General features: G+C 72.0%; 14 protein-coding genes. 9 read left to right on the top strand and 5 right to left on the bottom strand.

Annotated elements, in window-relative coordinates:
- Positions 1-63: 63 nt before the first annotated feature.
- On the bottom strand, positions 64-1,185 hold the full coding sequence (locus ACZ56V_RS10690) for an FAD-dependent oxidoreductase (RefSeq protein WP_467379251.1): 1,122 nt from the start codon (positions 1,183-1,185) through the stop codon (positions 64-66).
- A 315-nt stretch (positions 1,186-1,500) separates the two neighbouring features.
- Between ACZ56V_RS10690 and ACZ56V_RS10695 the strand changes: the two genes are divergently transcribed.
- A complete protein-coding gene (locus ACZ56V_RS10695) occupies positions 1,501-1,914 on the top strand; it encodes a DUF4190 domain-containing protein (RefSeq protein ID WP_398909613.1) in 414 nt (137 codons plus the stop codon).
- Positions 1,915-1,963: 49 nt separating this feature from the next.
- Here ACZ56V_RS10695 and ACZ56V_RS10700 read toward each other — a convergent pair whose 3' ends face one another.
- Positions 1,964-2,485 (bottom strand): GNAT family N-acetyltransferase, encoded by a 522-nt coding sequence (locus ACZ56V_RS10700; RefSeq protein WP_398909611.1) that lies wholly within the window; start codon positions 2,483-2,485, stop codon positions 1,964-1,966.
- Between the two features lie 87 nt (positions 2,486-2,572).
- On the opposite strand from ACZ56V_RS10700, the gene ACZ56V_RS10705 reads away from it, so the two are divergent.
- From ACZ56V_RS10705 to ACZ56V_RS10735, 7 genes are all read left to right on the top strand, one after another.
- Positions 2,573-3,178: a TetR/AcrR family transcriptional regulator gene (locus ACZ56V_RS10705; RefSeq protein ID WP_468941021.1), complete on the top strand. Its 606-nt coding sequence runs from the start codon at positions 2,573-2,575 to the stop codon at positions 3,176-3,178.
- Positions 3,179-3,188: 10 nt separating this feature from the next.
- Positions 3,189-3,629, top strand: a complete 441-nt coding sequence (locus tag ACZ56V_RS10710; protein ID WP_356372376.1) for an OsmC family protein — start codon at positions 3,189-3,191, stop codon at positions 3,627-3,629.
- 78 nt (positions 3,630-3,707) lie between these two features.
- Positions 3,708-4,445, top strand: a complete 738-nt coding sequence (locus ACZ56V_RS10715; RefSeq protein ID WP_468941024.1) for a hypothetical protein — start codon at positions 3,708-3,710, stop codon at positions 4,443-4,445.
- Entirely contained in the window at positions 4,446-4,748 is a 303-nt protein-coding gene (locus ACZ56V_RS10720; RefSeq protein WP_468941027.1) for a hypothetical protein, read from the top strand. It begins immediately after the preceding gene.
- Between the two features lie 32 nt (positions 4,749-4,780).
- Positions 4,781-6,448, top strand: a complete 1,668-nt coding sequence (locus tag ACZ56V_RS10725; protein WP_468941030.1) for a PucR family transcriptional regulator — start codon at positions 4,781-4,783, stop codon at positions 6,446-6,448.
- 175 nt (positions 6,449-6,623) lie between these two features.
- On the top strand, positions 6,624-8,000 hold the full coding sequence (locus ACZ56V_RS10730; RefSeq protein ID WP_468941033.1) for a diaminopimelate decarboxylase: 1,377 nt from the start codon (positions 6,624-6,626) through the stop codon (positions 7,998-8,000).
- Positions 8,001-8,125: 125 nt separating this feature from the next.
- A complete protein-coding gene (locus tag ACZ56V_RS10735) occupies positions 8,126-10,078 on the top strand; it encodes an APC family permease (protein WP_468941036.1) in 1,953 nt (650 codons plus the stop codon).
- A gap of 18 nt (positions 10,079-10,096) precedes the next feature.
- On the opposite strand, the gene ACZ56V_RS10740 is transcribed toward ACZ56V_RS10735, so the two are convergent.
- The 3 genes from ACZ56V_RS10740 to ACZ56V_RS10750 all read right to left on the bottom strand — a co-directional run bounded on the left by ACZ56V_RS10740 (position 10,097) and on the right by ACZ56V_RS10750 (position 13,862).
- The gene (locus ACZ56V_RS10740) at positions 10,097-11,134 is read right to left on the bottom strand and encodes a cytochrome d ubiquinol oxidase subunit II (RefSeq protein ID WP_468941038.1); all 1,038 of its coding nucleotides are present in this window, start codon (positions 11,132-11,134) and stop codon (positions 10,097-10,099) included.
- Positions 11,135-11,255: 121 nt separating this feature from the next.
- Positions 11,256-12,671, bottom strand: a complete 1,416-nt coding sequence (locus ACZ56V_RS10745; protein ID WP_468941630.1) for a cytochrome ubiquinol oxidase subunit I — start codon at positions 12,669-12,671, stop codon at positions 11,256-11,258.
- Positions 12,672-12,872: 201 nt separating this feature from the next.
- Positions 12,873-13,862: an ArsR/SmtB family transcription factor gene (locus ACZ56V_RS10750; protein WP_468941041.1), complete on the bottom strand. Its 990-nt coding sequence runs from the start codon at positions 13,860-13,862 to the stop codon at positions 12,873-12,875.
- A gap of 151 nt (positions 13,863-14,013) precedes the next feature.
- Between ACZ56V_RS10750 and ACZ56V_RS10755 the strand changes: the two genes are divergently transcribed.
- A complete protein-coding gene (locus tag ACZ56V_RS10755; RefSeq protein WP_468941043.1) occupies positions 14,014-14,835 on the top strand; it encodes a response regulator transcription factor in 822 nt (273 codons plus the stop codon).
- The last annotated feature ends 10 nt before the right edge of the window (positions 14,836-14,845 follow it).

Below are 14,845 nucleotides of genomic sequence, written 5' to 3' on the forward strand. Positions count from 1 at the left end.
CCGGCCCGCCATCACCCGGGACCCGCTGCCCCACCAGGCGCGGGCGGGGCACGGGTCATGGGCTCACAGGCCCTTCTCGGTGAACAGGTCGATCAGGCCCTGGGCCGTGTTGTCCGCGGAGTCGAGCCCGGGCATCTCGTCGGTGGCCCACTCGGCGCTGCGGGGGAACATGACCCTTTCGTACTCGGTCAGCGCCGTCTCGACGTCTCCGGGGTGCGCGGCGAGCGCGGTGCCCAGTTCCGCGCCGTCGAGCATCGCCAGGTTGGCGCCCTCACCGTTGGGAGCGGAGAGATGGGCGGCGTCGCCCAGCAGGGTCACCCCCGGCACCCGGTCCCACCGGTGTCCGGCCGGCAGGGCGTAGAGGGAGCGCAGGACCGGTGCGACATCGCTGTCGGTGATCAGCGCGGTGAGCTGCGGTGCCCAGCCGTCGAACTCCTGGGCGATCCGCGCGGTGGCCGCGGCGGCATCGGTGAAGTCGACGGCGGCGAACCAGTCCCGCGGCCGGGACAGCCCCACATAGGCGTGCAGCGTGTCGCCCTTCTCCCGGTGGGCGAAGATCTCCTGGCCCGGCGAAGGAGCGATCAGCATTCCACCGCCGACGACCTCCGCGGCGGCCGGGTGCCGGGTGCCGGAGTCGAACAGGTAGGTCTCGACGACCGATTTGCCGATGTACTCGGGTGTGGCGTCGGACAGCAGCGGCCGGACGCGTGACCAGGCGCCGTCCGCGCCGACCAGCAGGTCCGTGACGACGGAGGTGCCGTCGGCGAACGTCACCTCGTGGCGGCCGTCGCCCAGGGGACGGACCCGGCTGACCTTGTGCCCCCACCGCACGGTCCCTGCCGGGAGCGAGTCGAGCAGGACCTGGCGCAGGTCACCGCGCTGTACCTCCGGACGTCCGCCGGTGCCGTCGTCGGGCTGGTCGAGCAGAACGGTCCCGTCCGGGTCGAGCACCCGCATCGCCTGGCGGCCCTCCAGAACGATGGCCTGGAATTCGTCCATCAACCCGGCTTCCTTGAGCGCGAGTTGCCCGTTGTAGTCGTGGATGTCGAGCAACCCGCCCTGCGCGCGCGCCGAAGGGGAGGAGTCGGCCTCGTAGACGGTGACCGGGATCGCGTGGACGTGCAGGACGCGGGCCAGCGTCAGTCCGCCGAGCCCGGCGCCGATGATCGTGACGGGGGTGTGCATGGTGACTCCTTCGGTATCGGGCCGTCCGGTTGGCTCCGTACGGCCGCCTTTCGAAAGGTGTCAGCCACCGCCGACGAGTCACCGACATCCGACCGACGCCGCCGACAGAGCTCCTACGAGGCGCCGACACCGCACCGACATCGCAGGTCAGCGGGACGTTCCGCACCTTCCTCGTCGGACGGCGGATGCGGCGGCAGAGGTGTCCCCGCCGGGTGCACCGACTCGGTACGCGGCGGCAGGCATCCGTCACGCTCGGCGGGGCAGTCGCAGTTCACGACAACTCCCCGCGACGCACACAGAGATGAGCGTGATGACGTGTCCTTCCCCGAACACCCCGCAACGCCCGCCGGTTCGACGCAGCCGCACACCGGGGCCGGAGCCGGGCGCGGCAACGGCATGGCGATCGCCGCGCTCGTGCTCGGCATCCTGGCCGTGATCTTCTTCTGGACCGTCATCGGCGGTGTGGTGCTCGGCATCCTCGCGCTGGTCTTCGGCATCATCGGCGCGCGCAGAGCCCGGGGCGGCAGAGCGCCGCGCCGCACGATGTCCATCTTCGGGGCGGTGCTGGGCGTGCTCGGGGTCATCGGTTCCGTGGTGATCCTCGCGATCGGCGCGTCGATCCTGAACTCGGACGAGTTCAAGGACTTCGACGACTGTGTGCGGCACGCCGACACCCAGAGCGAACGGGACGCCTGCGCGGACGACTTCAACGAGGACGTGAACAACTGACCCGTAGCGTGCCTGCGCCGGTCGCGCCGCCGCGCCCAGCGGAAGAAGCTCAGCGCGGCGGCCCGGGGCGCAGGTCGAGCGTCCAGTTCTGGCCGACGAGGTCCTGGCCGTAGCTGTGGTGGTGCTCCTCGTCGGCGAGGGTGAAGCCGAAGCTCCGGTAGATCCTGCGCGCCGCAACGAGCACGTCGTTGGTCCACAGGGTCACCTGCTCGTAGCCCGCCTCACGGGCGAAGGCGAGGCACTCCCCGACCAGACGCCTTCCGAGGCCTAGGCCCCTGCCCCGCGGGGTGACGAGCAGGATCCGCAGCCTGGCCACCTCCGGCCGGTCGCCCGCGACGAGGAAGACGCAGCCCACGCGCCGGCCGTCGACCTCGGCGATCCAGCCCGCCTCGCGGGCCGGGTCGTGCCGGGCGGCGTAGTCGGCGACGATCCTGGCGACCAGCGCCTCGAAATCGGTGTTCCAGCCGAACTGCTGGTCATAGGTCTCGCCGTGGGCCATCACCACCCACCCCAGGTCGCCGGACCGGTCGGCGCGGCGTACGACGACGTTCTCCTGATCTGGTTGCGGCATGTGGCGCTCTCCCGGCCCCCGCGGTCGTTCCGTCGGCATCACGCATCACCGCATCACTGAAACAGTCGTTTCAGTTAGGCTAGCCGCATGTCCCAGGAAGCGCCAACCCCCTCCGCCCGGCGGAACGAACTGCTGGAGGCCGCCTACCGGTACGTCCTCACCCACGGACTGGCCGGCCTGTCCCTGCGCCCCCTGGCCGGGGCCATCGGCTCCAGCCCGCGGGTCCTGCTCTTCCTCTTCGACAGCAAGGACGGGCTGCTGCGCGCGCTGCTCGCACGGGCGCGCGCCGACCAACTGGCGCTCCTGGAACGGGCCGGGCGGCCCGATCGCCCCGCGGGACTGGCGTCGGCCGTCGAACGGGTCTGGACATGGCTCGCCGCGAAGGAGCACCGCCCCTTGCTGCGGCTGTGGGCCGAGGCCTACGCGCGCTCCCTCAACCAGGCCGACGGGGTTTGGGCCGGGTTCGCCCGTGTGACGGTGGACGACTGGCTCGGCGTCCTGGCCGGCTTCCAGACGCCGTCCGAACGTGCCGGCGAGGACGGTCTCGCTCGCCGCACCCTGGCCCTGGCCGTCCTGCGGGGCGCGCTGCTCGACCTTCTCGCCACGGACGACGAGGCGCGGCTCACGGCGGCCGTCGTGCAGCAGAGCCGGGTGGCGCTGTACGGACGCGACCGGCCGGAACGATGTGACTAGTGTGAACGGCATGAGCGAACACTCGGAGCGTTCCGTCGTCGTCGAACGCACCAGCAGCGGTCAGTTCGTGGCGACCAACGCCAGCGGCGCATCCATCCGTTTCGGCACGTCTCCGGACGGTGAGCAGGACGCCGGGTTCACCCCGGTCGAATTGTTCCTGGCCGCGATCGGCGGCTGCTCGGCCGTGGACGTCGATATCGCGACCGGTCGGCACGCGGAGCCCACCCGGTTCTCCGTGACGGTCACGGGGGACAAGGTCAGCGACGACCTGGGCAACCGCATGACGAACCTCGAGGTCGCGTTCACCGTGGCCTTCCCGGACGACGAGGGGGCGGAGCGCGCCCGTGCGATCCTGCCCCGCGCGGTCAAGGCCTCCCATGACCGTCTGTGCACCGTGAGCAGGACCGTCGAGATCGGCACCCCGGTGAGCACGACGGTCACCGACGCCTGACGCCTGACGCCGCACGTCCGCGCCATACTGGTGCAAATGGGATGAAATCCCTAAGGGCGAGTTCGCGGAGGCGCAGCGATGGAGCAGCACGCCGAGAACGAGGACGACCACACGACGGACGCCGCGGAGGAGCGCGGCCCCGACGTCTTCCTGGACGTCCCCCAGCTCAAGGTCGACGAGCTCGACCTCGACGTGGAGAACCTGCGGGCCCGGGTGTCCCTCCAGGCCGAGGTGCTGGACCTGCTCAAGCTGAACGTGGGCGCGGACGTGGCGCTCGGCCAGGTCCACCTCGGCATCTCAGGCGTCGAGGCACAGGCCCAGCTCAAGGTCCGCCTGGACAACGTCGCGCTGATCATCAACCGGGTCCTCACCACGCTCGACCGCAATCCGCAGATCCTGGAGGACCTGGCCCGCGGCATCGGGAACGCCGTGCAGGACGTCGGCGAGGGGGCCGGGTCCGCGGTCGAGGACATCGGCGGCAGCGCCGGCGAAGCCCTCGGAGAGGTGGCGCAGGGCGTCGGCGAGGTCGGCGCGGGCGCGGGCGACGCGGCGCTGGAGACCGGACGGGCCGCGGGGCGAAGCGTTCGCCGCACCGCGCAGGAGGCCGGGGTCGGGGAGGCAGCCGGGAAGACAGCTCGTCGGGCCGGTGGAACGGCTGGTTCCGTCACTCGTACGGACCATGGCACGCACCGCACCGCTTCCCCGGGCGCCTCGGGCGGGGACTCCGCCCGTCGGCGCCGCACACGCGACGACGAGTCCGGGGCGACGCGACCCGTCGGGCGCCGGGGGGCGAGGAAGCGCGAGGAGCCGCCCTGAATGGACCCGCCGGCGCCCCCGTCCGCCGAGACATCCACCGGGCACCGCGCGGGCCCCGCCCCCGCCGTCTCCTTCGACGCGGTCGTCAGCGGCGCCCGTCTGCGCTTCGAGGAGGCGCCACGGACCCGGGTCGCCTTCCCCGGCACCGGAGCGCGCGAGTCGGCGTCCCGCACTGAGCGGACCAACCTCCCCCAGCGGGTGCAGCCCGGGCACGACTACCGCGACGGGACCGTGCGGTACCACCTCGCCAGCCGTCTCACCGGGCCGGGCGACGACAGCCCGGTGCCCCGAGACGGACCCTGAGCACACGGCCGACGGCCGACGATGATGGACGTATGGCAGCACAGGAACCCGACCGGCCCGACAGCGGCCCGTCGCTGGAGCAGATCCTCGGTCTGATCGCCCCCGGCATGCTCGATGTCGTCGTGGCGCCGCGCGGCTCCCGTGTGCCGGTGGCCGACGTGGTGCTGCACGACCCGGGCGAGGAGCGGGACGACGACACCTGGGCGGCATCCGGACTGATCCTGCTCGCGGTCGGTGCGGACGTCGCCTCGCCGGAGGCGGTCGACGTGCTGCGCGGCGCCGACCGGGCCGGAGCCGCGGCCGTGGTGCTGAGGCGGGGTGCTCGCGGCCCGCGGACGGCGCTGCTGGAGGCGGCCGCTTCGGGACGTACGGCGCTGCTCACCCGGCGGCCGGGGCAGGGATGGACGGAGGTGCTCGGCCAGCTGCGCACCGCCCTGGCGCACAGTGCCCCGACCGGAACGACCGGGGTGGAGGGCCTGCGGCTCGGTGACCTGTCAGGACTGGCCAACACGGTGGCGGTCCTGGTCGGCGGCGCGATCACCATCGAGGACCCTCAGTCGCGGGTGCTCGCCTACTCGCGGATGGACCATGAGCCGGACCCGATGCGCAGGCTGACGATCCTCGGACAGGAGGTCCCGCGCTGGCGGGTGGACGAACTGCGCGAGAGCGGCTTCTTCCAGGCCCTGTGGAGCACCGACGGCGTCGTACGTCTGCCCGCCGACGACCGGTACGCGGAACGGCTGGCCGTCGCGGTGCGCCACGGGTCGGAGGTCCTCGGGTCGCTCTGGGCCGCCGCCGACGGCCGGCCGCTGGCCGAGGGCGCGGCGGCGGCGCTGCACACGGCGGCGCGGGCCGCCGTGCCGCATCTGTCCCACCACCAGACCTGGGGCCGGGCCGCGGCCAGGGCGCGCGAGGGCGCGGTGCACGCGCTGCTCGACGGGAGCGGGCGGGCGGCCCGCGTCGCGCACGAAGCCGGGGTCGCGCCGGGTCGGCCGTACACCGTGATGGTCGCGGAGGCCTACGACGGCCGGGATCCGGCAGGTGTGCCCGCCGGGACAGCGGGGGGTGCCGCCGAGCAGCGGGTGCTGGACGTGCTCGCGCTGCAGGCCGCGGCGTACCGGCCGGGCTGTGTGACGGCGCGGTCGGGGCGACGGCTGTACGTCCTGCTTCCGGCGGGGGAGGAGGAGACGGACCCGGCGCGGGCCCTGCTGGCGGCGGCTCGCTCGGTGCCGCGCGGTGTGGTGTTCGCGGGCGTCGGCCCGGTGACGTCCGACCTGTCGGAGCTGCCCGCGTCGCGCGAGGCCGCGGAGCTGGTGGTGCGGGTGCTGGCGGAGCGGGCCGCGCGACTGCCTGCCGCCGACGTGGGGTCCGCGGTGGCGGCGTTCGGTGAGCTGGTGCCCGAGGTGTCCGCGCTGCGGTTGCTCGACCGGATCGCGCCGTTGTGGGAGAGCCTGTCGGGTCCTGTGCACACGATGGTGGAACACGACCGGGCGCACGGCTCGGAGTACGGCGCGTCGGTCGCCGCCTACATCGACGCGTTCGGTGACACGGGCACGGCAGCCGGTCGTCTGAACGTGCATCCGAACACCCTGCGGTACCGGCTGCGGCGGGCTCGGGAGCTGTTCGGCATCGACCTGGCGGACCCGACCGTACGGCTCCTGGCGGACATCGGACTGCGGCTGGCACGGCGCACGGGGTGAGACCTCGGCCCGGGACACTGATCATTCGACTGTGGTGGCGCACAGCATTCTGGTTGGACCGTGGTCGTACCGAACGAAGACGCGACGGGTTCCGCGGAACGAAGCTGTGCAGGACAGAAGGGCCGGCCGCCCGACGAGCGCCGTGCACGACCGACGCGTCTGGAGTGTGTTGACAGTGACTACCGGTTCCCTCCACCAGCGCCGCAGCGCCCGTGAGGCCGCGCTCGCCCGGGTCGTCGAGGACGGCCTGCTGGGCCCGCGGGCGCCCCTGGTCGGTCTCCTCGACGTCGACGGTGTGCTTGCCGCCGTCGAGGCGCTGAACGAGGCGTTCGAGGGACCGGCCGCGGTGCAGCACACGTTCGCGGCGAAGGCGTGCGGGCTGGTGCCCGTGCTGCGGCTGCTCGCGGAGGCGGGCATGGGCTGCGAAGTGGCCTCGCCCGGGGAACTGGAGCAGGCGCTGGCGGCCGGGTTCACCTACGACCGGCTGGTCTTCGACAGCCCCGCCAAGACGGTCGAGGAGCTCGAGTTCGCCCTGGCCCACGGAATCGCGATCAACCTGGACAACTTCCAGGAGATGGCCCGCGTCGACGCCCTGCTGGCCGGCCGAGAGGCCTCCGGGCCCCTCGGGCTGCGAGTGAACCCGCAGGTCGGCGCCGGTGCCATCGGTGCGATGAGTACCGCCACCGCGACCTCCAAGTTCGGTGTCGCCCTGCGCGACGAGGGAGCCGTCGACGCGGTGATCGAGGCTTTCGCGCGCCGGCCGTGGCTCACCCGGCTGCACGCCCACGTGGGCTCCCAGGGCTGCCCTCTGCCGCTCATCGCCCAAGGGGTGCGGGCGGCCTACGAACTGGCCGAGCGCATCAACACCGAACTGGGCCGCGCCCAGATCACCGGACTCGACATCGGCGGTGGCCTGCCCGTCGACTTCGACAGCGAGGACGACCGCCCGACGTACGCGGACTACGTCGCCGAGCTCCGCACCGCCGTACCCGGTCTCTTCGACGGCCGCTACGCCCTGATCACCGAATTCGGCCGTTCCCTGCTCGCCAAGAGCGGCACCATCGGCTCGATCGTCGAATACACCAAGACGGCCGGCGGCCGACGGATCGCGGTCACGCACGCCGGTGCCCAGGTGGCCACCCGCACGGTCTTCATGCCGGACGCCTGGCCGCTGCGCGTCGGGGTGTTCGACGCCACGGGCCGTCCCAAGCAGGGCCCGACCGAGGTCGTCGACATCGCGGGCCCGTGCTGTTTCGCCGGCGACCTGACGGCGACCGGGCGCGAGCTGCCGGCCGTCGAGCCGGGCGACATGGTGGCGCTGTACGACACCGGGGCGTACTACTTCTCCTCGCACTTCTCCTACAACTCCCTGCCACGGCCCGCCGTCTACGGCTATCGGACGGATTCCGGCGGACGGGTCGCCCTCGCCCTCGTGCGCGAGGCCCAGAGCGTGCGCGGCGTGGTCGAGGAGAGCGGACTCTCCCAGGCGGACGCCCTCGTGGCGCTGCGCGCCGGCAACGCCGCGGACGAGGCGAAGGAGACGGCGGAATGACACGCGGGAGGTAACCCTCCGCGTCCGTTCCGCCGCCCTGCCCACCCGCTGAGCGGGCGTAGGCGCCTGGTGCCCGGCGGTGGTGTCTCCCCGGTTCCGGGCCGGCCACCCGGTCTCATGGCCGTATGACTCTCGATCGGCCGATGTACCGCGTCAAGCGGCGCCTGCTCGGCAAACCGCTCACCACCGAACGTGTCACCGAGGAGAAACTGAGCAACCGGACGGCGCTCGGGGTGCTCGCCTCCGACTGCATCAGTTCGTCCGCCTACGGCTCCGAGGAGATGCTCCGGGTCCTCGTGCCGGTCGCCGGAGCGGCCGCGTTCACGCTGGTCATGCCGGTGACCGGGGCGATTCTGCTGGTGTTGCTGCTGCTGACACTCTGCTACAGCGATGTCGTCACGATCTACAGCCGGGCCGGCGGCTCCTATGTGGTGGCCCGGGAGAACTTCGGGCCGAACGTCGCCCAGGTCGCCGCGGTGGCCCTGCTCGTCGACTACATCGTCACGGTCGCCGTCCAGGTGTCGGCCGGCACGAGCGCGCTGATCTCACTCGCCCATCTCGTCGGCAACGGCTGGACGGGGCTGGACCACCTCCAGTTGCCGGTCTCCGCGGCGGTGATCGTGCTGCTGGGGTTCGGGAATCTGCGCGGGGTGCGCGAGGCGGGCCGGATGTTCGCGCTGCCCGCCTACCTCTTCGTCGCCGCAATGGGCCTGGTGTTCGTCGTCGCGGCGGTGCGCGGACTGAGCGGCGGGCTGCCGCACGCCGATCTGAACGCTCCCGGCGTCGTGCCTCTGGGGACCGCCGGCGATGGCTGGCTCTACGGTGCGTCGCTCTTCATCGTGCTGCGTTCCTTCGCCAACGGCGGCTCGTCCCTCACCGGACTCGAAGCGATCTCGAACGGCATCTCCGCCTTCCGCGAACCGCAGGGCCGCAACGCCCGGCACACCCTCATCGCCATGAGCTGCGTGCTCGCCGTCCTGGTCCTGGGCGTCTCCACGCTCGCCCACTTCACCCACGCCGTTCCGTACACCGACGGGACCCCGACCGTCATCGCACAGGAGGCGAGGCTCGCCTTCGGGAACGGCACCGCGGGGACGATCGGTCTGGTCTTCGTCCAGCTGGCGACCGCGCTGGTCCTCTACACCGGTGCCAACACGCCCTTCACCGGCTTTCCGTACCTGGCCAGCTTCGTCGCACAGGACCGGTTCCTGCCGCGGGTGCTCACCCGGCGCGGGCACCGGCTGGCCTTCTCCAACGGCATCGTCACGCTCTCCGCGCTCTCGCTGGCCCTGCTGCTCGGCACGGGCGCCAACGTGGACAAGCTGGTGGCCCTCTACGCGATCGGCGTGTTCACCGCCTTCACCATGGCAGGGGCCGGTCTCACCGCCTACCACCTGCGCAGGCGCGAGTCACTGCGCCGGGTGAAGATCACGGTCAACGCGCTGGCGGCGATCGTCTCCGCCACCGTGGTGCTGATCTTCGCCGTCACGAAGTTCACCGAGGGCGCCTGGCTGGTCGTCGTGGTCTTCCCACTCGGGGTCTGGGTACTGATCCGGATCAACCGCGAGTACCGGCGCGAGGCCGCCGCCCTGGAGCTGCTGCCCGCGGGCGCGGACCGGCCGCGTACGCGCCGCCACCGGGTGTTCGTGCTGGTCGAGACGCTGGACCTGGCCACTCTCAAAGCCCTGCGGTACGCCCACGAGCTGCGGCCCGACAACGTCAGGGCGGTCCACTTCGCCATCGACGAGGCGTACGCGCGCCGGCTGTCCGCTCGCTGGGCGTCCACGTCCGCGACCTCGGTCGAGCTGGAAGTGGTGGCGTGCCCCGACCGCCGCCTCCGTCACGCGATGCGGGAACTCGCCGTGAGAACCACAGACGACGGGGACACGTCCCTGACGGTGCTCGTGCCCCGGCGGATGTACGCCAACGCCCTCGGCAAACTCCTCCACCGGGGCACGGGGGAGAAGATGTCCAGAGCGCTGGAGCAACTGCCGCACGTGGCGGTCACGATCCTGCCGTTCAACGCGTCGCACGCCATGCGGGCCCTGGAACGGGACCAGCTGCCCGACGTGGACTGACTCTTGTCGCTCAGTCGCTCAGTCGCTCGACGCCTCGGAGGAGGGGGAGGAGCCGGACCCGGCGGCAGGTGGGCGCCGCTGGAACGTGGCGTACAGCAGCCACAGCGAGGGGACGAGCAGGAGGGCTCCCACGGCCAGGACCACCAGGCAGGCGGCCAGGACCGCACCGTCCGAAGCGGCCTGCTCGACCGTCGTTCCGCCGACCAGCATCGCCGGGTACTGCGCCGCGCCCCACGCCCACAGGATCGCGGCGACCGCCAGCGCCGAGGCGGGACGGGCCGGCACGAAGCGGTTGCGGTGCAGCAGGGCGAGGCCGAGGAGACCGGCCACGACGCTCAGGACGACCAGCGGCAGCGCGCGGTGCGTCAGCCCGTGGAAGAGCTCGGGGGCGTCGGCGTGCAGCACGGCGATACCGGCGCCCGCGACGGCGCCGCTGACCAGACCGCTGATGACGGCGCGACGGGCGAAGGCCGAGGCGAGTGCCCGCTCGCCGGCGCGGGCGGCGTCGGCACACAGGTACACCGCGGCGAGATGGGCGCAGGCGGTGACCGCGAGGACGCCGCCGAGGGCAGACGTCGGATTGAGCCAGCTGGTGATCACGTTGCCGGCGGCGAGTCCCGGCGGGACCCGTCCGGAGGCGACCGCCCCCGCGACGGCGCCGAGGAAGAACGGCGTGATCAGCGAGGACAGAGCGAAGCAGGCCCCGAACAGCCGCTGCTGCCACAGCTCGGTGCTCGCCTTGCGGAAGGCGAAGGCGGCCCCGCGCGCGATGATGCCGAGGGCAGCGAGCGTCAGCGGCAGGTAGAGCGTGGACATGACGGCGGCGAACACGGGGGAGAAGGCGGACCACAGCAGCACGATCACGAAGATCAGCCATACGTGGTTGGCCTCCCAGATGGGGCCGATGCTGTGCTCGATCAGACGCCGCTGGGGCAGTCCGCGCCGGGAACCACCGGCGAGCAGGTCCCACACGCCGGCCCCGAAGTCCGCCCCGCCGAACAGTGCGTAGCAGGTGAGGCCCACCCACATGACAGCAAGAGCCGTGTCTGCGAGCACGGTCACCTCCGGTGCTGGCCGACTGGGCGGCGCGAGAAGGGGTTCGGGTGGTGGAAGCAGCGGGCGGGGGAGCGCTCGGGGTGAGGCGGGCGGTGCGGAGCGCCAGGGGGCCGCGGGCCGTTCATACGACGGGGTAGCTCTCGACGTCCTGTTCCTGCGGTGCCAGTGGCACGGCGGTGCCCTTGGCGAGGCGGCGGAGCACATAGACGGTGGCGACGGTCATGCCGGCATAGACGATCAGCACCAGCCACAGTCCGGTCATGAGGCCCGGCGCCGGGTTGACGGCATCACGCACGCTCATGACTCCCCAGACGATCCAGGGCTGCCGCCCGAGTTCGGTGACGCACCAGCCGCTCTCCAGCGCGATCACCGAGGCCGGACCGCCGATCGCGGCCAGCGTCAGGAACAGCCGGGACCCGCGCTGGTCGAGCAGCTCGCCCCGGGACCGGCGTCCGCGCCACCAGGAGAGCAACAGCCAGGCCCCCAGGGCCAGGAGGAACAATCCGATCCCCACCATGACGTCGAACGCCCAGTGCACGCCCGTCACCGCCGGCCACTGGTCGCGGGGCACCTTGTCCAGGCCCTGGACGACGGTGTCCGGCGAGTAGCCGACCAGCAGGGAAAGGCCGTTGGGGATCTCAAGACCGTAACGCAGGGCATCGTCACGCGCGACGCCGCCGAGGGTCAGCGGCACGTGCGAACCGGTGGTGAACACCCCCTCGATCGCCGCCAGTTTCGCCGGCTGGAACTCCGCCAGGAACCGCGCGGCCCAGTCCCCCACGACGAGCTGGAAGGGCGTCACCACCGCTCCCAGCGTGAAAGGGATGTAGAACCCCGCCTTGTGGTAGGCGTCCCGGCGGCCCCGCAGCAGGGCGACCGCGTAGACGGCGGCGGTCAGGAAGGACGCCACCATGAACGCGGCGAGGATCATGTGCACGGTCTGCGGCGGGCTCGCGGGATTGAGCATGGCGGCCCAGGGGTCCACGTCGACGACCTTCCCCTCGCGCAGCACGAAGCCACGGGGCTGGTTCATCCAGGCGTTGGCGCAGACCACGAAGAACGCCGAGGCGACACCGGCCACCACGATCGGCAGCCCGGTGAGCAGGTGCCGCCTGGGCGGGAGGCGGTCCCAGGCGTAGAGGTAGATGCCCAGAAAGATCGCCTCGATGAAGAAGGCGATGCCCTCCAGGGCGAACGGCAGCCCGATGACCTGCCCGAACCTCCCCATCAGACCCGGCCACAGCAGCCCCATCTCGAAGCTGAGGATCGTGCCGGACACCGCGCCCACGGCAAAGAGCACACCCATCGCACGAGCCCACCTGCGCGCCAGGAGCCGGTGGGCGGGGTTTCCGGTACGGATGCCGTACCACTCGGCGATCAGCGTGAGCGCGGGCAGGCCCACACCGAGGCACGCGACGACGATGTGCCAGGCGAGGGAGAACCCCATCTGCGCCCGGGCCGCGGCGAGGTCGCCCTCGGAGACCTTGTCCACCGCCAGTACGGCGGCCTGCCACGGCGTCGCGGCCAGATGATGCATGACGGCCACGCCTGCCTCCCAACGGTGAGCAAATCCCCGGAGGGCATACCGTAATGCCCCGGTTTGTATCCCTTGAAGGTAGCGGCACGGAGGCGCCGAGCCGTCGGCGCCACGCCTTGAAGAACGCCGCGCCGAGGCCGGGGCCCCAGCTTGGGACCGCCGGCCCGTCCGTCCTCCGCTTGGGCCCGCACCGGGCGGTGGTCAGGTGAGCAGGTCGACGAGCGTGTCTCCGCGCGGGGTTCGCACCAGGCGTACGTACTGGCCTTCGCGCCGGCGGACGATAAGGCCGCCCTTCTCCAACCTGGCACAGTGGTGCGTCAGGTTGGCCGGGGAGCAGCCGACGAGGGCGGCGACGTCGCCCATGGTGGCGGGAGTACCGACGACGCGCAGGACGCGGGCGCGTACGTCGCCGACGACCAGGGTGAGCGCATCCGTGTCCGCGTCCGGTCGAGGTGCGGAGTCGACGTTCCACAGGCGGCCCAGACCCGGCAGCGGGTAGCCGATCCACACCAGGTCGGCCCTGTCGAGGGCGAACATGCACGTCCGGGGACCGGACACCACTGGGACGAGGACGAGCCGCCGACCGTCCAGAGCGTAGGTGTCGTTCTGCGGATCGGGGAGCAGCAGGCGGTCGTCGGTCAGTCGCGTACGGCCGCTGAGCCCGGACAGTACGGCCTCGGCGCAGCCGCGGACCACAGCGCTCCCCACCCGCTCGGTCTCGCGTTCCAGCAGGGGCCGGGCGCGCTCCCACACCGGCACGAACGCCTGCCACACCGCCTGGACGACCTGTGCGTAGGTCCGTATCCACTGTGTCGGGCGGTCGACGACAGGGCGCCACTGCGGGGGAACCACGCCGCCGAACTCCGTCTCCAGTTCGGCCAGCAGCACACTGGCGGACAGGTCCCGCAGCTGTTCGCACTGGGTGAGGACGTCACCGCGGGGCATGCTGGCGGTCGGCGTGACGCAGTCCGGGATGACGGAGTACCCGGGGTCGAAGAGGGGGCGCAGCACCCGACCGGCCGTGGCCGGCACCGCGTCGAGGACCATCTGCCGCCACTGGCTCGGGACTCCGTGGTCGCGTCCGCCGAGGACGTCGGCGACGAGCGACAGCACCGTCGCCCCCTGGTGGTCGGCCACCGACACCCGCACGTCGTCGAGCGTCCCGAGGTGTAGTGCCGTGTGCCCGCGCATGTCCGAACGTCCTGTCACCGTGCCGTCCCGTCCCGCGAGTCCATTTTCGCGGAGCCCGGCATCGGTTCCGGGAGCGCTACGCACAACTGCGTAGTGGCTTTTCCCTCCTATGATGAGCGGTTCGAGACTGCAAGGGGGGTGTGGAGGCACCGTGGGACTGGATCACCGTGACTACGAGGTGCTGCTGGCGCTCTCGGTCCATGCATTGGAGCAGGACGGCTCCGCGTCGCCGTGGCCCGCGCTGACAAGGACGATCCACGGGCACCTGGGCGTGGAGGCGGTGACGCTGACGGAGATCGCCCGACAACGCAGTCGACCGCTGGCCTGGGCGCCGGGCGGGGTCGGCGACGGGCGCATCCGCGAGCTGTCACGTCAGTCCATGCTGTGCGGCAATCCGCTCATCGGTCACTACCGCCGAGCACGCGACCCCGTGCCGCGTACCGCGGAGGAGTTGACGGGAAGTGCGGGGTGGCGCGACAGCGCGGCCCGGTCAGTGGCCCGGGAGCACTTCGGTGCCGAGCACGTCCTGGGGGTGCCGTGCACCCTGCCCACCGGGCACTCCGGTGTACTGCGCGGATGTGTCGTCTACAGCAGGAAGCGCTTCTCGCCGGCGCAACGCGCGTTCCTGCGCCGGGCGCAGCCGCTGCTGGCGGTGGTGGACGCGCACCAGCGGGGGATGAGCCGGACCCTCCAGCGGACCGGCCAGGACGCGACGGCCCGGGCGCGGGAGCACGGACTGACCCCGCGTGAACTCGCGATACTGGTCCTTCTCGGCGAGGCGCTCCCGGCCAAGGGCATCGCGGCACGCCTGGGCATCTCCGTACGCACCGTCCAAAAACACCTCCAGAACCTCTACCGAAAGCTGGGTACCAAGGACCGCATGGAAACGGCGCTGCTGGCCCAGTCGCTGGACCTGCTGCGTCCGCGATCCTCCTCCGGCGGTCCCCGCCCGGGTACTCCCGGGAGAACCTGACCCTGCCACC

It is taken from the genome of Streptomyces sp. NPDC034099 (genome assembly GCF_055575415.1).